We start from the raw sequence: 16,580 nt of genomic DNA, 5'->3' as shown, positions 1-16,580 counted from the left end.
GGCCGATCGGTTCGGGCCCAATCCTATGGGGCCGGGCCGCGTGGCCGTTAAACGGTTTCCCCCGGCGCCGCCGGCCGGCGGCGCGCGTCCCAGGCCCGGCTGCTCAGGAAGTGGTTGTCGTAGAGGTCCTGGACGTCGAGGAGGCTCTCCGGCGGGACCTCGCCGAGGCGGACGCGCTGCAGGTGGCGGAAGTACTCGAAGCGCTCGACGCCCGGCGTGAGGACGATGAGCAGGTCGGCGTCGGCCCCGGGCACGGCGGCGAACGCGTGCGGCCTGCCGGGCGGGACGACGACGAGGTCGCCGGGGCCCGCGGTGACGACCTCGTCGCCCGAGAGGATGTCGGCGGCGCCGTCGAGCAGGAAGAACATCTCGGCGGAGTTGTCGTGCCAGTGCGGCTCGGCGCCGTCGGCGCCCGCCGTGAGGGTGACGCGCTGGGTGGACAGGGCGCCGCCGGTCGCGCTGCTGTCGGCCAGCAGGCGCACGGTGGTGGGGGCGCGGCCGACGACCTCGGCCCCGGCCTCGCGGACGATCACGGTCTCGTCGAACTCCGGAACGAACAGCGACATCTTCGGACTCCCTCGTGACGGTGGGACGCGCTCAGACCGCGAAGAGCAGGGCGGCGCTGATCAGGACGACGACGGCGGTGGCGAAGTGGATCCCGAAGGCCACGGCCTTCGTACCCCCGTGACGCAGCACTATGAGCGTGTCGCCGAGCGGCACGAGGGCCACGCACAGCATGAACCACGCCTCGGCACCGGCGCCCGCGAAGGCCAGCAGCGCCAGACCCACCAGACCGAGGGTGCCGTCCCGCAGGCCCTTGACCGTCAGGTACGCACCGGCGTCACCGCCCGGATCGGCCGGGGCGCCGTAGCCGGTGGCGGCGGAGGCGGGCCGGAACAGGAAGCGGTAGCCGAGGAACACGCAGAACAGGTCGAGCACGACGGCCAGGATGTACGCGGTGACGGTCACGGCTTCTCCTTGCTAGCAATGCTAGGGACAAGAGTGAAGCTAGCAGAGCAGCGACAGAATGACTAGCGTTGCTAGAATCCTGACCATGACGATCCGGACGCGCCGGGAGCGCGAACGAGCGGAACGCGAGCGGCTGATCGTGACGGCCGCGCAGGAACTGGCCGAGGCGGAGGGCTGGGACGCGGTCACCACCCGTCGGCTGGCCGCCGAGATCGAGTACAGCCAGCCGGTCCTGTACAGCCACTTCAAGGGCAAGGACGCGATCAGGGCGGCGGTCGCGGTGCGGGGCTGCGAGGAGTTCACCGTCGCCCTGCGGACGTCGGCCGCGGCGGCCGGCGGCGCGCGCGAGACGCTGGCGGCGGTCGGGGAGGCGTACACGGCGTTCGGGCGGCGGCGGCCCGCGCTCTACGACGCGATGTTCACTCTCCCGGTGGACCTGCCGTTCGCCACGCCCGCGGCCCCGGCGGCCCTCCGGGAGGCGTTCGGCGAGCTGCTGAGGGCCGTGGAGCCGTTCGCGGCGAAGGGCGACGAGCCGGCGCTGCTCACCGAGACGTACTGGGCCTGCCTGCACGGGCTGGTGACCCTGACGCGCGGCGGCCGGCTGCCGGAGGAGGCCCACGAACGCCGGCTGGCCCTGCTGGTCGGGCACTTCGCGGCCCGGGGCACCGCGGGCTGAACCGGAAGGTGCCGCGGCCGGTGGAGGACCGCCGGTGGACGCCGGGGGCGGGGAGGGGGCGCCCCCCGGCGGGGTGCCTCGAGGACGGGCCGGGTCACTCGTCGGCCGCCGCCGCGGGCAGCGCCGCGGCGGGGCGGACCCAGCCGCGTGAACCCCGGGCGCGCAGCCACGCGGTCATCTCCTCGGGCGGCATCGCCGCCGCCACCAGCCAGCCCTGTACGGCGTCGCACCCCAGGTCGCGCAGCCGCTCCCAGGTCTCGTCGTCCTCGACGCCCTCGGCGACGACCAGCAGGCCCAGGGAGTGGGCGAGGTCGACGGTGCAGCGCACGATCTCGGCGTCCTCGGTGTCGACGGCCAGCCGGGCCACGAACGAGCGGTCGATCTTGAGCTCGCTGACCGGGAGCCGGCGCAGGTGCACCAGGGAGGAGTAACCGGTGCCGAAGTCGTCCAGGGACATCTTCACGCCGTGCGCGGTCAGTCCGGCGAGGGTGTCGGCGGCGCGCTGCGGGTCCTCCAGCAGGACGTGTTCCGTGATCTCCAGCTGGAGCGCCCCCGCCGGGACGCCGTGCCGGGCCAGCCGCGCGGCGACCGAGCCGGCGAAGCCGGGGGTGTGCACGTCGCGCGGGGAGACGTTGACCGCGACCGGCACGAACAGGCCCTGGGCCCGCCACCGGGCGACCTGTCCGAGCGCCGTCTCCAGCACGTACTCCGTCAGGTGGGGCATCAGGCCGGAGGACTCCGCGATGGCGATGAACTCGTCGGGCGGCACGCTGCCGCGCTCGGGGTGCACCCAGCGGACCAGTGCCTCCAGGCCGGCCACCTGCCCGTCGAAGCGGACCTTGGGCTGGTAGTGCAGCCGGACCTCGTGGGCGTCCAGGGCCCGGCGCAGGTCGCCCAGCAGCCCCAGCCGGTCCGGGGTGTTGGAGTCGCGCTTGGACTCGTAGACCTCCACGCCGGTGCGGTCCCGCTTCGCCTGGTACATCGCCACGTCCGCCCGGCGCAGCAGCCCTTCGGCGTCCAGGGCGTGGTCGGGGAAGACGGCGACCCCGGCGCTGGCCTCCAGGACCAGGGTGAGCCCGTCCAGGTCGAGGGGGGAGCTGAGCGCTGCGACGAGCCCCCGGGCGAGGCGGGTCGCCGAGGTGGTGGAGTCGGCGACCGGCAGCAGGACGACGAACTCGTCACCGCCCAGCCGCGCGGCCTCCGCCCCGCGCGGCAGTGCCAGCCGCAGCCGGTCGGCGGTCTGCAACAGCAGCCGGTCACCGGCGAGATGTCCGAGGGTGTCGTTGACCGACCGGAAACGGTCGAGGTCGATCAGCATCAGGGCGGCGCGGGCGCCGACCCGTTCGGCGTCGTCCAGCGCGGTCCAGGTCCGCTCCAGCAGCCACTGTCGGTTGGGCAGTCCGGTCAGCGGGTCGCGCAACTGCTCCTCCGCCCGGGCCCGGGCGATCCACAGCGTGGAGTCGAGGGCGATCAGCGGGATGGAGAACAGCGGCAGCAGCAGCGGCTTGGCGACGGCGACCACGCAGACCAGCGGCGCGATGCCGAGCAGCGCCACGGCCACCAGACCGTGTCTGACCAGGGTGGTGCGGGCGACGGTGGCCAGTCCCGCGCGCGGGGTGTGCAGGTACCACAGCAGGACGCGGGTGACGGCGAGGTGGGCGACGGCGACGAGCACCACCTTGGGAACCGCGTACACCCCCCACGTGTTCGGGTCCCAGGGCTGTTCGACGGACGGTACGGAGCCGCAGACGCCCAGCAGCAGGGCGCCCGCGGCGATGCCGAGGATGTCCACCGCGCCGTGCAGGACGCCCTGCCGCCAGCGGCCCCGGCGGGCTATGCCGACCAGGACGACGACGGTGAGGCTGACCAGGCCGGCCGGGACCCAGCCGTAGAGCAGCAGGACGGCGAGGGTGAGGGCGGCGCCCGAACCGGTGCCGCCCCCCCAGCGGGAGCGGCCGAGCATGACCAGATGCCCGACGACGATGCCGGTCAGCACGGCGAGGGACCAGCCGGCGGTGCCGGACGGGAAGAGGGCGCGGCCCTCGGCGAACGCCCCGTGGAAGCCGGCGCCCAGGACCAGCCCGGCCACGGTCACGACCGCCGCGGGCAACACGGCCCGCGGCCCGTGCCGTTCGGTGCCGGCGCCGGACAGCCCGGGCGCGCCGGCGGCCGGCCGCGCGGCGCCCGGGGCGTCCGCCGCGGGGTGCCGTGCGCCACCACCGCGCTGCCCGGGCCACCGGCCCGCGTGCCACGTCCCCACCAGGCGACGCGGGCGCAGCCGTGAGCCCGCGGCGGCGCTCTCGGTCGGTTCCATTCCCGTCCCTCTCACAGCCGGCGGTGCCCACGCCACGCAGCCCTGCGCCCGACAACCCTCGACGGCTCCGCGTCGGAGAACCCTTCCCCCTGTTCCTTGGGGCAGGGGGATGCCCCCGACCGCGGCTGGGCACGGCAGGTGCACCCCTCAACAGTAGGCCGCGGAAGGCTTCCAGGGGCACCGGTCGTCGACGGTTGCCCGAATGCGACCCGGCCACCCGTATGCATCTGGTATGCGCCGATCGGGTGGCCTTCAACCGCTATTCCTCGGCTATTCCTCGGCCGAAAGCGCGGCGTCGGCCGCCGCCTCGGGTCCTTCCTCGAGCAGGACGGTGAACCCGCCCTCGTCCAGGACCGGCACCTTGAGTTGCATCGCCTTGTCGTACTTGGACCCGGGGTTGTCGCCCACCACCACGAACGACGTCTTCTTGGACACCGATCCGGTCACCTTGGCGCCCCGGCTCTGCAGGGCGTCCTTGGCCCCGTCGCGCGTGAAGTTCTCCAGGGTGCCGGTGACGACGACGGTGAGTCCTTCGAGCGGGCGCGGCCCCTCGTCCTCGCCGGTCGACCGCTCCTCCAGCGGAACCCCGGCCGCCTTCCACTTGCGGACGATCTCGCGGTGCCAGTCCTCGGCGAACCACTCCTTGAGGGAGGCGGCGATGACGGGGCCGACACCGTCGGTGTTCGCCAGCTCCTCCTCGGTGGCCTGCTCGATGCGGTCGACGGAACGGAACTGGCGGGCCAGCTCCTGGGCGGCGACGGGGCCGACGTGCCGGATGGAGAGCCCGTTGAGGAAGCGGGCGAGCGGGCGGCTCTTGGCCTCCTCGATGTTCCGCAGCAGCGCGAGGGTGTTCTTCTTCGGCTCGCCCTTCTGGTTGGCGAAGACCGTGACGACCTTCTCCTCGCCGGTCTTGGGGTCGCGCTTGGGCAGCCCGCTGTCCGGGTCGAGGACGTACGCCTTGATGGGCAGCAGCTTCTCGACGGTGAGGTCGAAGAGGTCGCCCTCGTCGACCAGCGGCGGGTCGGCCGGCTCCAGCGGCCGGGTGAGCGCGGCCGCGACGACGCCGCCGAAGTGCTCGATGTCCAGGCACTCCCGGCCGGCGAGGTAGGCGACGCGTTCCCTCAACTGGGCCGGGCAGGTCCGGGCGTTGGGGCACCGGAGGTCGATGTCGCCCTCCTTCATGGCCTTCAGCGGCGTCCCGCACTCGGGGCACGCGGCCGGCATGACGAACTCCCGCTCGCTGCCGTCCCTGAGGTCGGCGACCGGCCCGAGGATCTCGGGGATCACGTCACCCGCCTTGCGCAGCACCACCGTGTCGCCGATGAGGACGCCCTTGGCCTTGACGACCTCCTGGTTGTGCAGGGTGGCGAACTCCACCTCGCTGCCTGCCACGGTGACCGGCTCGACCTGCGCGTACGGCGTGACGCGGCCGGTGCGTCCGACGCCCACCTTGATGTCGACGAGCCTGGTGTTGACCTCCTCGGGCGCGTACTTGTAGGCGATGGCCCAGCGCGGGGCGCGCGCGGTCGAACCGAGGCGTCCCTGGAGGCGGATCTCGTCGAGCTTGACGACGACGCCGTCGATCTCGTGCGCCACGGAGTGCCGGTTCTCGCCGTAGTACGCGATGAACTCCCGCACGCCGCCCAGGTCGTCGACCACCCTGTTGTGCGGGGAGGTGGGCAGGCCCCAGGACGCCAGGAGGTCGTACGCCTGGGAGAGGCGGGTCATGCCCGTGTAGCCCTCCAGGGCGCCGATGCCGTGGACGACCATGTGCAGCGGGCGGGAGGCGGTGACGCGCGGGTCCTTCTGGCGCAGTGAACCGGCCGCCGCGTTGCGCGGGTTGGCGAAGGGCTTGTCGCCGGCCTCGACCAGCCGGGCGTTGAGCCCCTGGAACTTCTCCATCGGGAAGTAGACCTCGCCGCGGATCTCCACGAGGTCGGGTACCTCGTCGCCCGTGAGGCGCTCGGGGATCTCGGCGATGGTGCGGACGTTGGGCGTGATGTCCTCGCCGGTGCGGCCGTCGCCGCGGGTGGCCGCGCGGACCAGCCGGCCGCGCTCGTAGGTGAGGTTGACGGCCAGTCCGTCGACCTTCAGCTCGCACAGGAAGTGGTACTCCTGCTCGCCCAGCTCCTTGGCGATGCGCTCGGTCCAGGCGGCGAGTTCGTCGTCGTTGAAGGTGTTGTCCAGCGAGAGCATGCGCGAGCGGTGCTCGACGGCCGTGAACTCCGTCTCGTAGGAACCGGCGACCTTCTGGGTCGGCGAGTCCGGGGTGCGCAGCTCCGGGTGCTCCTCCTCCAGCGCCTCCAGGGAACGCAGCAGCCGGTCGAAGTCCGCGTCGCTGATGACGGGGGCGTCCTTCACGTAGTACCGGAAGCGGTGTTCCTCGATCTGCTCAGCGAGCCGCACGTGCTTCTCGCGCGCCTCCGCGGGCACGTTCGTCGTCTCCGCCTGCTTGTCGCCGGCCACCGTGTCGTCCTCCCGTTACTCTGGGTTGTCCGCGAGGGATCTCGCCGCCCGGACGCAGTGGGCGAGCGCGCGGCGGGCGTACTCGGGGGACGCGCCCGCGAGTCCGCACGACGGTGTCACCGTGACCGCCTCCGCGAGAAGTCCCGGATGCAGCCCCAGCCTGCGCCACAGCGTCCTGACACCCATGACGCTACCGGCAGGGTCCGACAACGGGCCGTCCGTCCCCGGTACGACACCGGCCAGCAGCCGGGTACCGCCCTCCACCGCCTCGCCGATCGCGTCGTCGTCACGTTCGGTGAGGAGGGAGAAGTCGAAGGAGATCCCCGCGACGCCGGCCCGGCGCAGCAGGGCGAACGGGACGTCGGGCGCGCAGGAGTGGACCACGACGGGACCGTCGCCGTGCACCCCGACGGTGTTCCTCAGGGTCGCCTCCACGACCTGCCGGTCCACGGCCCGGTGCGTGCGGTAGCCGCTGGCGGTGCGCACCCGGCCGCGCAGCACGGCGGTGAGGGAGGGTTCGTCGAGCTGGAGCACGAGCGTCGCGCCGGGCACGCGGCGCCGGACCTCGGCGAGGTGCAGGCGCAGTCCCTCGGCGAGGGAGGCGGCGAGGTCGCGGGTGGCGCCGGCGTCGGACAGGACGGCCTCGCCGTTGCGCAGTTCCAGGGCGGCGGCCAGCGTCCAGGGGCCGACGGCCTGGACCTTCAGCGGCCCCTCGTAACCCTGGGTGAACTCCTCCAGCGCGTCGAGGTCCTCCCCCAGCCAGGCCCGGGCCCGCCTGGTGTCGCGACCCGGGCGGTCGCCGAGCCGCCAGCCGCTGGGCTCCACGCGCGCGTACAGCTCGACGAGCATTCCGGCACTGCGGCCGATCATGTCGGCGCCGGGGCCGCGGGCGGGCAGCTCGGGCAGGAAGGGGAAGTCCTCGAAGGAGCCGGTGGCGGTCTTGACGGCCTCGCGCGCGTCGTCCCCCGGGAGGGAGCCGACGCCGGTGGCGGGGCCGAAACGCGGGCTGGTCTGGCTGTTGTCGCTCACCCGGCCAGCCTAAGCCGCCGTCACCGTCCCGGGCGCACCGTCAGGTCGTTGACCTCCGCGTCCCTGGGCAGGTCCAGGGCCATGACGATCGTCGTGGCGACCGACTCGGGGTCGATCCACCGCGAGGGGTCGTACTCCTTGCCCTCCTGCCGGTGGACCTTGGCCTGCATGGGGCTGGCGGTGCGGCCGGGGTAGACGGAGGTGACGCGGACGCCGTTCGCGTGCTCCTCCTGGCGCAGGGAGTCGGCCAGGGCCTTCAGGCCGTGCTTGGAGGCGGCGTACGCGGACCAGCCGGCGTGGGCGTTGAGTCCGGAGCCGGAGTTGACGAAGAGGACGTGGCCCTGGGCGACGCGGAGCTGGGGCAGGAAGAGGCGGGTCAGCTCCGCGGGGGCGACGAGGTTGACGTTGAGCTGGTGGCGCCAGGTCTTCGGGGTGAGGTCGCCGACGGGACCGAGGTCGACCACGCCCGCGATGTGCAGCAGGGAGTCCACGCGGTCGGGCAGCGTCTGGTGCGAGAAGGCCCAGGAGAGCTTGTCCGGGTCCGTCAGGTCGCCGACCAGCGTCTTCGCTCCGGGGAAGGCGGCCGCCAGTTCCTTGGCGCGGCCCGCGTCGCGCGCGTGCAGCACGACCTCGTCGCCGCGCTCGTGCAGGCGGCGGGTCACGGCCGCGCCGATGCCGGAGCCCGCTCCGGTGATCACATGTGTAGCCATGCCCGCCATGCTCGCATCACCGGCGCCTCACCCGATGCCCTGGCCCTCCTCCAGGTAGGCGAGCGCGCCGACCGGCTCCTCGGCGAAGAACACCAGCTCGGCCAGGGGGCGCGGCAGGAAGCCCTCGTCCTCCATGCGGCGGAACTGCTCCCTGAGGCCGTCGTAGAAGCCCGCCGTGTTGAGCAGGACGACCGGCTTGTCGGTGTGCCCGTGCTTCTTCAGCTCCAGGATCTCCGTCGCCTCGTCCAGGGTGCCGGTACCGCCCACCATGATGACCACGGCGTCGGCCTTCTCCAGCAGCAGCCGCTTGCGCTCGGCGAGGTCCTTGGCGATCACCATCTCGTCGGCGCCCTCGCGCGCCTTGGCCGCCAGGAAGTCCACGGAGACGCCGAGGAGCCTGCCTCCGGCCTCGTGCACACCGTCGGCGACCACCTTCATCAGCCCGGTGTCCGACCCGCCCCACACGAGCGTGTGGCCGCCCTTGCCGAGCAGGGTGCCGAACTCCTTCGCGGGGCGCGTGTAGCGCTCGTCGAGGTCGGCGGCGGAGAGGAAGACGCAGATGTTCATGGGGCCACGGTACGTTCCCGCCCCGCCGGGAAGAACTCGGCCTCCGGTCGTGCTGTCATCAGGAGAGCCGGCCATCGAGGAGGACGATCGTGACCAAGGGACACCGCATCACCGTCGAGCCGAGCGACCGGCACGTGCGCGTCGTGCGGGACGGGCAGGTGCTGGCGGAGAGCGACGAGGCACTGGTGCTGCGGGAGACGGGCCTCCCGGAGCGGTACTACATCCCGCCCCGGGACGTGCGCCTCGACCTGCTGACCCCGTCCGGCACCCACACGCACTGCCCCTTCAAGGGCGACGCGTCCTACTGGTCCCTGCCGGACGCGCCGGACCTCGTCTGGGCCTACCCGGACCCGAAGCCGGAGGTGGCGCAGATCAAGGACCACCTGTGTTTCTACGACGTCGAGGTGTCCTGAACGTTTAATCGCGCGCCGTGGGGCAGTCTGCACAAACATGGACAAGAAGACCCTTTCGCGCGACGGCACGCGCATCGCCTACGGACGCACCGGGCAGGGACCGGCCGTCGTCCTGGTCAGCGGTGCGATGTCCACGGGTGCCACGATGGCGCCCCTGGCCGCGGAGCTGTCGGACCGTTTCGACGTCACCGTGTACGACCGCCGGGGCCGCGGCGAGAGCGGTGACACGGAGCCCTACGCGGTGGAGCGCGAGGTCGAGGACCTGGCGGCGCTGATCGAGGCGGTCGGCGGCGAGGCGTCGCTGTACGGGGTCTCGTCGGGCGGCGCGCTGGTGCTGCGGGCGGCGGCGAGCGGACTGCCGCTGCGCCGGATCGCCGTGTACGAGGTGCCCTACGCCATGGACGACGAGGCCGCGCGGGCCCGCGCGGAGTACACCGGGCGACTGGCCGCGGCGCTCGGGCAGGGGCGGCGCGGGGACGCGGTGGAGCTGTTCCTGCGCCTCACCGGCCTGGGCGAGGAGGTGATCCGGGGCGCCCGCCAGTCGCCGATGTGGGCCGGCATGGAGACGATCGCGCCGAGCCTCGCCCACGACGACGCCGTGATGGGCGACGCCCGGGTGCCGCGGGAGCTGCTGGCGGAGATCACCGTTCCCGTGCTGGCCCTGGCGGGCGACGCGGGCGCCGCGTGGATGCGCGAGGCGGCGCGGGCCGTCGCCGACGCCGTGCCCGAGGGGACCTACCGGGCCCTGGCGGGCCAGAGCCACATGGTGGAGCCGGGCGTGCTGGCGCCGGTGCTGGCGGAGTTCCTCGCGTCGTGAGGACGGTTCAGGCCACGCCCGCCGTCGCGCGCGTCGTCGACGCGATCGTCGCCGAGCCCACCACGCGCGTGCCGTCGTACAGCACGATCGCCTGGCCGGGGGCGACTCCGCGCACCGGCTCGGTGAACGACACCTCCAGCGTGCCGTCGGCCAGCTCGGCCTGTACCTCGGTCTCGCCGCCGTGGGCGCGCAGCTGGGCGGTGTAGGTGCCGGGGCCGGTGGGGGCGGCGCCGCACCAGCGGGGCTTGATCGCGGTGAGCGCGGTGACGTCCAGCGCCTCGGCCGGACCCACCGTGACGGTGTTGTCCACCGGCGAGATGTCGAGGACGTAGCGGGGCTTGCCGTCGGGCGCCGGCGTGCCGATCCGCAGGCCCTTGCGCTGGCCGATGGTGAAGCCGTAGGCGCCCTCGTGGGTGCCGAGCCGGTTGCCGGCCTCGTCGACGATGTCGCCCTCCGCCCGGCCCAGCCGGTTCGCGAGGAAGCCCTGGGTGTCGCCGTCGGCGATGAAGCAGATGTCGTGCGAGTCGGGCTTCTTGGCGACGGCCAGTCCCCTGCGCTCGGCCTCCGCGCGGATCTCGTCCTTCGTGGTGAGCGTGTCGCCGAGCGGGAACATGGCGTGGGCGAGCTGCCGGTCGTCCAGCACGCCGAGGACGTAGGACTGGTCCTTGGCCATGTCGGAGGCGCGGTGCAGCTCGCGGGTGCCGTCCTCGCGGGTGATCACCTTGGCGTAGTGGCCGGTGCAGACCGCGTCGAAGCCGAGCGCGAGGGCCTTGTCCAGGAGCGCGGCGAACTTGATCTTCTCGTTGCAGCGCAGGCACGGGTTCGGGGTGCGGCCGGCCTCGTACTCGGCGACGAAGTCCTCGACCACGTCCTCGCGGAAGCGGTCGGCGAGGTCCCACACGTAGAAGGGGATGCCGATGACGTCCGCGGCGCGGCGGGCGTCCCGGGAGTCCTCGATGGTGCAGCAGCCCCGGGCGCCCGTGCGGAAGGACTGCGGGTTGGCGGAGAGGGCCAGGTGGACGCCGGTCACGTCGTGCCCCGCCTCGGCCGCGCGGGCGGCGGCGACGGCGGAGTCGACTCCGCCCGACATGGCGGCGAGGACGCGGAGGGGACGGGTGCGCTGCGGGGTGTCAGTCATAACCCCTCCAGGGTACGGGGACGCGGGAACCGGAGCGCGCGCGTATGCGTTGAAGATCGCATGGGGGCGAAGAGCGGGTCCGTGGGCGGATCCAGGGACGCGGACCGGCACCTCGGGCGCCGGGCGCTGATCGTCGGCGGCACGGCGGCGGCCCTGGGCACGGCGGTGCTGGCCCGCGAGGAGCTGGCGCGGCTGTGGTGGCGCACGCCGGGTGTGGAGAAGCCCCGCGAGGAGGGCGCCGTCGACTACGCGGGCGCCCGGTGGGTGGCCGCGTCGGACGCCAACTGGCGGCGCGCGGACCGGCCCGACGACTTCGGCATCGACATGGTGGTCGTCCATGTGACGCAGGGCAGCTTCGCGAGCGCGGTGAAGGCGTTCCAGGACCCGGGGCACAAGGCGGCCACGCACTACATCGTGGGCCAGGACGGGCACGTCACGCAGATGATCCGCGAGCTGGACGTGGCCTACCACGCGGGCAACCGGGACTACAACGAGCGCAGCGTCGGCATCGAGCACGAGGGCTTCGTGGACCGGCCGCGGGACTTCACGGACGCGATGTACGCCGCCTCGGCCCGGCTGACCGCCGGCATCTGCGCGCGGTACGGGATACCCGTGGACCGCGAGCACGTCATCGGCCACGTGGAGGTGCCGGGCACCGACCACACCGATCCGGGGCCGCACTGGGACTGGGACCGGTACATGGAGCTGGTCCGGCGGGCGGCGACGGGCGGCCCGTCCCCCGGCGCCTCGAGGAGCGCCTGACCCGTACGCCTGCCCCCTTGCCCGATCCCTACGTCAGCCCGGCCGCCCGCGCGCGTTCCACCGCCGGGCCGATCGCCTTGGCGAGCGCCTCGACGTCGGCCTCCGTGGAGGTGTGGCCGAGGGAGAAGCGCAGGGTGCCGCGGGCGAGGTCCGGGTCGGTGCCGGTGGCCAGCAGGACGTGGCTGGGCTGGGCGACGCCGGCGGTGCAGGCGGAGCCGGTGGAGCACTCGATGCCCTGGGCGTCGAGCAGCAGGAGCAGGGAGTCGCCCTCGCAGCCGGGGAAGGTGAAGTGCGCGTTGGCCGGCAGCCGGTCCACCGGGTCGCCGCCGAGGACGGCGTCCGGGACGGCCGTGCGGACCGCGTCGATCAGGTCGTCGCGCAGGGCGCCGATCTCGCGGGCGAACCACTCGCGCTGCTCGGTGGCCAGGCGCCCGGCGACCGCGAAGGAGGCGACGGCGGGCACGTCGAGGGTGCCGGAGCGGACGTGGCGTTCCTGGCCTCCGCCGTGCAGGACGGGCACGGGGGTGTGCTCGCGGCCCAGCAGCAGCGCGCCGATGCCGTAGGGGCCGCCGATCTTGTGGCCGGAAACCGTCATCGCGGCGAGCCCGGAGGCGGCGAAGTCGACCGGGAGCTGGCCGACGGCCTGGACCGCGTCGGCGTGCAGCGGAACGTCGAACTCGGCGGCGGCGTCGGCGAGTTGGCGGACCGGCATGATCGTGCCGATCTCGTTGTTGGCCCACATGACGGTGGCGAGGGCGACGTCGCCGGGGTCGCGGGCGATGGCCTCGCGCAGCGCCTCGGGATGGACGCGGCCGTAGGCGTCGACCGGCAGGTACTCGACGGTCGCGCCCTCGTGCTCGCCGAGCCAGTGCACGGCGTCGAGGACGGCGTGGTGCTCGACGGGGCTGGCCAGGACCCGGGTGCGGGCCGGGTCGGCGTCGCGGCGGGCCCAGTACAGGCCCTTGACGGCGAGGTTGTCGGCCTCGGTGCCGCCGGAGGTGTAGACGACCTCGCTGGGACGGGCGCCGAGGGCGTCGGCGAGGGTCTCGCGGGCCTCCTCGACGGTGCGCCGTGCGCGGCGGCCGGACGCGTGGAGGGAGGAGGCGTTGCCGGTGGCGCCCACGTGCGCGGTGAGTGCCTCGACCGCCTCGGGGAGCATCGGGGTGGTCGCGGCGTGGTCGAGGTAAGCCATGGTGGGGCCGATTCTACGGGGCGGCCCCGCCCGCTCTCGGATCAAGGCCGGTCTCTTCGGCGAACCGGGACCGGGCCGTGCGGGGGGAGGGTGGCTCACAGACTCCACGACATCGTGCCGTCCGCGGACATGAACGCCACCAGGACCAGCAGGTCGGCGACGCCCAGTCCGAGGCCCAGCAGGGCCCGGCCGCGGCGGGCGGTGCCCCGCCACAGGGCGACGCCGGCCAGCACGATGGCGAGGGGGCCCAGGAAGACGTTGAGGACGAGGAGTCCGAGGAGGCCGAGGACGAAGGACGCGACGGCCATGCCGTCGGTGTCCCGGATACCGGTCCGGCGGGTGGCCGGTGCGGTGAGCTGCACGGTGTTCTCCTTACGGTGCGTCGGTGGACCGGACGGCGCGTCGGTGCGCCGACGGCGGTCAGTGGGCGGAGGTGCTCCGGCGGCGGCCGTGCCGCTCGCGGATCGCGAAGACGCCGAGCCAGACGGCGATGACCAGGCCGACGGCGACGGAGAAGGTGAGCGGCGCGTGGGCGACGGTGCCCAGGACGGCGCCGAGGAGCAGGAGCGCGACGACGAGAAACAGCATGGAGCGGATCCCCCAACCTTCGGTGAACGGTTGTAGTTACAGTTGTTCACTGACTTCCCAGTCTAGCGCGCCCCATGGCTTTCCAATTCCGGAGAACAGTTGTTAACTACATGGTATGAGTCACACCCTCGGCGTCCGGCAGGCCCAGAAGCAGAAGACCCGTCAGGCGCTCCTGGACGCGGCGCTCGCGCTGCTGGAGGAGCAGAGCCTGAGCAGCCTGGGCCTGCGCGAGGTCACCCGTGCCGTCGGCGTCGCCCCGACCGCCTTCTACCGGCACTTCCGCTCCACCGCCGACCTCGGCGTGGCACTGGTGGAGGAGGCGCTGGGCAGTCTGCACCCGATGATCCGAAGGACGGTGTCGCCCGCGGAGGACAGCGGCGAACGGATCGACCGCGCCGTCGAGCTGATCGCGGGCCATGTGGCCGCGCACCCCGCCCACGTCCGGTTCATCGCCCGGGAGCGGCACGGCGGGGTGCAGCCGGTGCGGGAGGCCATACGCGACCAGCTGGCCCGGTTCGCCGAGGAGGTGCAGGCCGAGCTGGCCGAGGACCCGCAGTCGGCGGGCTGGCACGAGGACGACCTGCTGATGCTCGCGGGCCTCTACGTCGACCAGATGCTGAACACGGCCTCGCTGTTCCTGGAGACGCTGCAGGCCCCGGAGGAGGAGCGCCGGCGCGTCGCCGCCGTCGCGACCCGCCGCATGCGGCTGATCAGCATCGGCCGCGAGCACTGGCTGGACCGACCGGGCGGGGAGACGCGGCACCGCGCACCGGGACGCCGGGACCCGTGAGTCCCGGCGTCCCGGTGCGCGGCGGCAGGAGGGGCGGACACCCCGGCGGGGCGCGTCAGCCGAGCCGGACCCGGGCCAGCTGACGGGACTGGGCCACCAGGCGGTCGGCGCTGTCCCAGACCTCGGCGTCCTCCTCCAGGAAGCCGCCGGCGAGGTTGCGGGTGGTGATGGAGACGCGCAGCGGGCCCGGGGCCGGGCGGCAGCGCACGTGCACGGTCAGCTCGACCGTCGGCACCCAGCCCTTCAGCCCGAGCTCGAAGGCGGTCGGGGGCAGCGCGTCCACCGCGAGGAGCAGCGAGAGGGGATCGGCGTCGCGGCCGTCGGCGAGCCCGAACCAGGCCCGCATCTCCCCCTTGCCCGAGGGCCGGCCGAGGGCCCAGCCCAGGGTGGCGGGGTCCAGCTTGAGCATCAGCCGGTCGGCGATGGCGGAGCTGCCCTCCACGGGGGCGGGGCCGTCCTCCGGGCCGAAGCACTGGTCCATGGGCGGGATCGCGGGCGGCTTCGCCGACGTGCGGACGTCGTCGGGCAGCGCTCCGAGGTCGCCGTAGGAGGCGAGGACACGGATGCGCTCGACCTCGTTGCCCTCGTCGTCGTACTGGAACAGGGACGCCTGGCCGGTGGAGAGCGTACGGCCGGCGCGGACCGTCTCCGTGCGGACGACCGCCGGACCCGGCCGGGACGCGGTGAGGTAGTGCGCCGAGATCGTGAAGGGGTCCGGGTGCGGCAGGGCGTCCCCGAGGGCGCGGCCCAGGACGGCCAGCAGGTAGCCGCCGTTGACGGCACTGATGATCGTCCAGCCGGCGGAGAGGTCGATGTCGTAGACGCCGGGTGCGCGCCGGGTGACGCCGGTGTCCCGGTCGAACTCGCTGTCGCCGATGGTGGCCCGCAGGGCCGGTGCGGAGGCTGCTTCTGACATGGCCGCACAGTACAACAGGAAACTACTAAGCGGTAGCTTTCCACTTTCGCCGGGACAGGGGCCTCACTCCCCCTCGACGACCGTCGACCGCCGGTTCCAGGCGCGCGGCGCCCGCCAGTGGAAGCGCATCGCCAGCAGGCGCAGCACGAAGGCGGTGACCACCGCGAGGCCGCTGGTGAACGGGCCCAGCGCCTCGAAGCGGATGCACACGGCGACCATGGCGGCGCCGACGATGGCCGGGACGGCGTACAGGTCGCGGTCCCAGCGCAGCAGCGAGGGCACCTCGTTGGCCAGCACGTCGCGCAGCACACCGCCGCCCACGGCGGTGGCCAGGCCCAGACAGGCGGAGGCCGTCAGGCCGAGCCCGTAGTCGTACGCCTTGGTCGTGCCGGCGACACAGAACAGGCCGAGGCCGGCCGCGTCGAAGACGTTGACGCCGGTCTGGAGGCGTTCGACGTGCGGGTGGAGGAAGAAGACCAGCACGGTGGCGAGCAGCGGGGTCAGGAAGTACCCGAGGTCCGTGAACGCCGCGGGCGGCACCGCCCCGATGACCAGGTCCCGGAACAGCCCGCCGCCCAGCGCGGTGACCTCGGCGAGAACGGCTATGCCGAACACGTCGAAGTTCTTGCGGACGGCCAGCAGAGCGCCCGAGATGGCGAAGACGAAGATGCCGATCAGGTCGAGCGTGTGCTGCACGGTCGGGCTGAAGAGTTGCTCGTACACCCTGCCATTCTCACCTGCCGTCGAGCCCCCGCCTTACAAACGAAGGCGGGGGCTCGACGGGTGGGCGGGGTTACTTCTTCTTGACCGGAGACCCGGCCTTCGCGCCCTTCTCGGCCGGAGACCCGGTCTTCGCGCCGGCCTCCGTCTCCGCCTCGTCCCCGGACGGTCCCGGCTCGGCGGAGTCAGCCTCGACCGGGCCGGACTCGGCCTCGACCGTGCCGGACTCGGCCTTGGCCGGACCCGCGCCGGCCTCCGCCTCCGCGCTCTCGGTCCCCGCGCTCTCCGCGCTCTCCGTCTCCGCGGCCACCGCCGCCGAGGTCTGCGCGGACTTCGCCAGGGCATCCTCCGAGACCGTCTCCGCCTCGTCCCCGGACGGTCCCGGCTCGGCGGACTCGGCCTTGGCCGTGCCGGAGTCGGCCTTGGCCGGACCCGCGCCGGCCTCCGCCTCCGCGCTCTCGGTCCCCGCGCTCTCCGCGCTCTCCGTCTCCGCGGCCACCGCCGCCGAGGTCT

The 16,580-nt window shown here is 73.4% G+C and carries 18 protein-coding genes and 1 pseudogene; 5 read left to right on the top strand and 14 right to left on the bottom strand.

Features of this window, described 5'->3' with window-relative positions:
• Positions 1-47: 47 nt before the first annotated feature.
• Together ACZ4V6_RS31270 and ACZ4V6_RS31265 are read right to left on the bottom strand one after the other, a co-directional pair.
• Entirely contained in the window at positions 48-566 is a 519-nt protein-coding gene (locus ACZ4V6_RS31270) for a cupin domain-containing protein (RefSeq protein ID WP_467833924.1), read from the bottom strand.
• Positions 567-597: 31 nt separating this feature from the next.
• A complete protein-coding gene (locus ACZ4V6_RS31265) occupies positions 598-969 on the bottom strand; it encodes a DUF4267 domain-containing protein (RefSeq protein WP_467833922.1) in 372 nt (123 codons plus the stop codon).
• Between the two features lie 85 nt (positions 970-1,054).
• Here ACZ4V6_RS31265 and ACZ4V6_RS31260 point away from each other — a divergent pair, with 85 nt between their 5' ends.
• A complete protein-coding gene (locus ACZ4V6_RS31260; RefSeq protein ID WP_467833920.1) occupies positions 1,055-1,645 on the top strand; it encodes a TetR/AcrR family transcriptional regulator in 591 nt (196 codons plus the stop codon).
• Between the two features lie 94 nt (positions 1,646-1,739).
• On the opposite strand, the gene ACZ4V6_RS31255 is transcribed toward ACZ4V6_RS31260, so the two are convergent.
• The 5 genes from ACZ4V6_RS31255 to ACZ4V6_RS31235 all read right to left on the bottom strand — a co-directional run bounded on the left by ACZ4V6_RS31255 (position 1,740) and on the right by ACZ4V6_RS31235 (position 8,731).
• The gene (locus tag ACZ4V6_RS31255) at positions 1,740-3,959 is read right to left on the bottom strand and encodes a putative bifunctional diguanylate cyclase/phosphodiesterase (protein WP_467833918.1); all 2,220 of its coding nucleotides are present in this window, start codon (positions 3,957-3,959) and stop codon (positions 1,740-1,742) included.
• 270 nt (positions 3,960-4,229) lie between these two features.
• Positions 4,230-6,425: an NAD-dependent DNA ligase LigA gene (ligA, locus tag ACZ4V6_RS31250; RefSeq protein WP_467833916.1), complete on the bottom strand. Its 2,196-nt coding sequence runs from the start codon at positions 6,423-6,425 to the stop codon at positions 4,230-4,232.
• A 15-nt stretch (positions 6,426-6,440) separates the two neighbouring features.
• Positions 6,441-7,454: a methionine synthase gene (locus ACZ4V6_RS31245; RefSeq protein WP_467833914.1), complete on the bottom strand. Its 1,014-nt coding sequence runs from the start codon at positions 7,452-7,454 to the stop codon at positions 6,441-6,443.
• A 20-nt stretch (positions 7,455-7,474) separates the two neighbouring features.
• Positions 7,475-8,164, bottom strand: a complete 690-nt coding sequence (locus ACZ4V6_RS31240; RefSeq protein WP_467833913.1) for an SDR family oxidoreductase — start codon at positions 8,162-8,164, stop codon at positions 7,475-7,477.
• A gap of 27 nt (positions 8,165-8,191) precedes the next feature.
• Complete coding sequence (locus tag ACZ4V6_RS31235; RefSeq protein ID WP_467833912.1) at positions 8,192-8,731, bottom strand: LOG family protein; 540 nt, start codon at positions 8,729-8,731, stop codon at positions 8,192-8,194.
• An 89-nt stretch (positions 8,732-8,820) separates the two neighbouring features.
• On the opposite strand from ACZ4V6_RS31235, the gene ACZ4V6_RS31230 reads away from it, so the two are divergent.
• Positions 8,821-9,144: a DUF427 domain-containing protein gene (locus ACZ4V6_RS31230; protein ID WP_467833910.1), complete on the top strand. Its 324-nt coding sequence runs from the start codon at positions 8,821-8,823 to the stop codon at positions 9,142-9,144.
• A gap of 37 nt (positions 9,145-9,181) precedes the next feature.
• Positions 9,182-9,961 (top strand): alpha/beta fold hydrolase, encoded by a 780-nt coding sequence (locus ACZ4V6_RS31225; protein WP_467833909.1) that lies wholly within the window; start codon positions 9,182-9,184, stop codon positions 9,959-9,961.
• 7 nt (positions 9,962-9,968) lie between these two features.
• Here the strand turns inward: ACZ4V6_RS31225 and mnmA are convergent, their stop codons facing one another.
• Complete coding sequence (gene mnmA, locus ACZ4V6_RS31220) at positions 9,969-11,099, bottom strand: tRNA 2-thiouridine(34) synthase MnmA (RefSeq protein WP_467833907.1); 1,131 nt, start codon at positions 11,097-11,099, stop codon at positions 9,969-9,971.
• 60 nt (positions 11,100-11,159) lie between these two features.
• Here mnmA and ACZ4V6_RS31215 point away from each other — a divergent pair, with 60 nt between their 5' ends.
• Positions 11,160-11,861, top strand: coding sequence for an N-acetylmuramoyl-L-alanine amidase (locus tag ACZ4V6_RS31215; RefSeq protein WP_467833905.1), 702 nt, complete (start codon positions 11,160-11,162; stop codon positions 11,859-11,861).
• A gap of 28 nt (positions 11,862-11,889) precedes the next feature.
• Here ACZ4V6_RS31215 and ACZ4V6_RS31210 read toward each other — a convergent pair whose 3' ends face one another.
• From ACZ4V6_RS31210 to ACZ4V6_RS31200, 3 genes are all read right to left on the bottom strand, one after another.
• Positions 11,890-13,053, bottom strand: coding sequence for a cysteine desulfurase family protein (locus ACZ4V6_RS31210; RefSeq protein ID WP_467833903.1), 1,164 nt, complete (start codon positions 13,051-13,053; stop codon positions 11,890-11,892).
• Positions 13,054-13,148: 95 nt separating this feature from the next.
• Entirely contained in the window at positions 13,149-13,415 is a 267-nt protein-coding gene (locus ACZ4V6_RS31205) for a DUF4190 domain-containing protein (RefSeq protein WP_467833901.1), read from the bottom strand.
• Positions 13,416-13,473: 58 nt separating this feature from the next.
• Positions 13,474-13,641 carry a hypothetical protein gene (locus ACZ4V6_RS31200; protein ID WP_467833899.1) on the bottom strand — a complete coding sequence of 56 codons (168 nt, stop codon included), beginning with the start codon at positions 13,639-13,641 and terminating at the stop codon, positions 13,474-13,476.
• A gap of 115 nt (positions 13,642-13,756) precedes the next feature.
• Here ACZ4V6_RS31200 and ACZ4V6_RS31195 point away from each other — a divergent pair, with 115 nt between their 5' ends.
• Positions 13,757-14,431, top strand: a complete 675-nt coding sequence (locus ACZ4V6_RS31195; protein WP_467833897.1) for a TetR family transcriptional regulator — start codon at positions 13,757-13,759, stop codon at positions 14,429-14,431.
• Between the two features lie 55 nt (positions 14,432-14,486).
• On the opposite strand, the gene ACZ4V6_RS31190 is transcribed toward ACZ4V6_RS31195, so the two are convergent.
• From ACZ4V6_RS31190 to ACZ4V6_RS31180, 3 genes and pseudogenes are all read right to left on the bottom strand, one after another.
• Positions 14,487-15,347: a thioesterase family protein gene (locus tag ACZ4V6_RS31190; RefSeq protein WP_467833895.1), complete on the bottom strand. Its 861-nt coding sequence runs from the start codon at positions 15,345-15,347 to the stop codon at positions 14,487-14,489.
• Positions 15,348-15,410: 63 nt separating this feature from the next.
• Entirely contained in the window at positions 15,411-16,070 is a 660-nt protein-coding gene (locus ACZ4V6_RS31185; RefSeq protein WP_467833894.1) for a trimeric intracellular cation channel family protein, read from the bottom strand.
• Between the two features lie 70 nt (positions 16,071-16,140).
• A pseudogene (locus tag ACZ4V6_RS31180) lies at positions 16,141-16,580 on the bottom strand (hypothetical protein); the annotation flags it as partial.

The sequence above is a fragment of the Streptomyces sp. NPDC029152 genome, from assembly GCF_055564355.1.
Note: the sequence above shows the minus strand (reverse complement) of the source record. Positions and strands in the feature narration are given on the sequence as shown.

Coding starts and splice junctions, on each gene's coding strand:
- ACZ4V6_RS31235 (WP_467833912.1), bottom strand. CDS start 8,731: ATGAACATCTGCGTCTTCCTCTCCGCCGCCGACCTCGACGAGCGCTAC.
- ACZ4V6_RS31270 (WP_467833924.1), bottom strand. CDS start 566: ATGTCGCTGTTCGTTCCGGAGTTCGACGAGACCGTGATCGTCCGCGAG.
- ACZ4V6_RS31260 (WP_467833920.1), top strand. CDS start 1,055: ATGACGATCCGGACGCGCCGGGAGCGCGAACGAGCGGAACGCGAGCGG.
- ACZ4V6_RS31190 (WP_467833895.1), bottom strand. CDS start 15,347: ATGTCAGAAGCAGCCTCCGCACCGGCCCTGCGGGCCACCATCGGCGAC.
- ACZ4V6_RS31255 (WP_467833918.1), bottom strand. CDS start 3,959: ATGGAACCGACCGAGAGCGCCGCCGCGGGCTCACGGCTGCGCCCGCGT.
- ACZ4V6_RS31210 (WP_467833903.1), bottom strand. CDS start 13,053: ATGGCTTACCTCGACCACGCCGCGACCACCCCGATGCTCCCCGAGGCG.
- ACZ4V6_RS31240 (WP_467833913.1), bottom strand. CDS start 8,164: ATGGCTACACATGTGATCACCGGAGCGGGCTCCGGCATCGGCGCGGCC.
- ACZ4V6_RS31225 (WP_467833909.1), top strand. CDS start 9,182: ATGGACAAGAAGACCCTTTCGCGCGACGGCACGCGCATCGCCTACGGA.
- ACZ4V6_RS31195 (WP_467833897.1), top strand. CDS start 13,757: ATGAGTCACACCCTCGGCGTCCGGCAGGCCCAGAAGCAGAAGACCCGT.
- mnmA (WP_467833907.1), bottom strand. CDS start 11,099: ATGACTGACACCCCGCAGCGCACCCGTCCCCTCCGCGTCCTCGCCGCC.
- ACZ4V6_RS31200 (WP_467833899.1), bottom strand. CDS start 13,641: ATGCTGTTTCTCGTCGTCGCGCTCCTGCTCCTCGGCGCCGTCCTGGGC.
- ACZ4V6_RS31215 (WP_467833905.1), top strand. CDS start 11,160: ATGGGGGCGAAGAGCGGGTCCGTGGGCGGATCCAGGGACGCGGACCGG.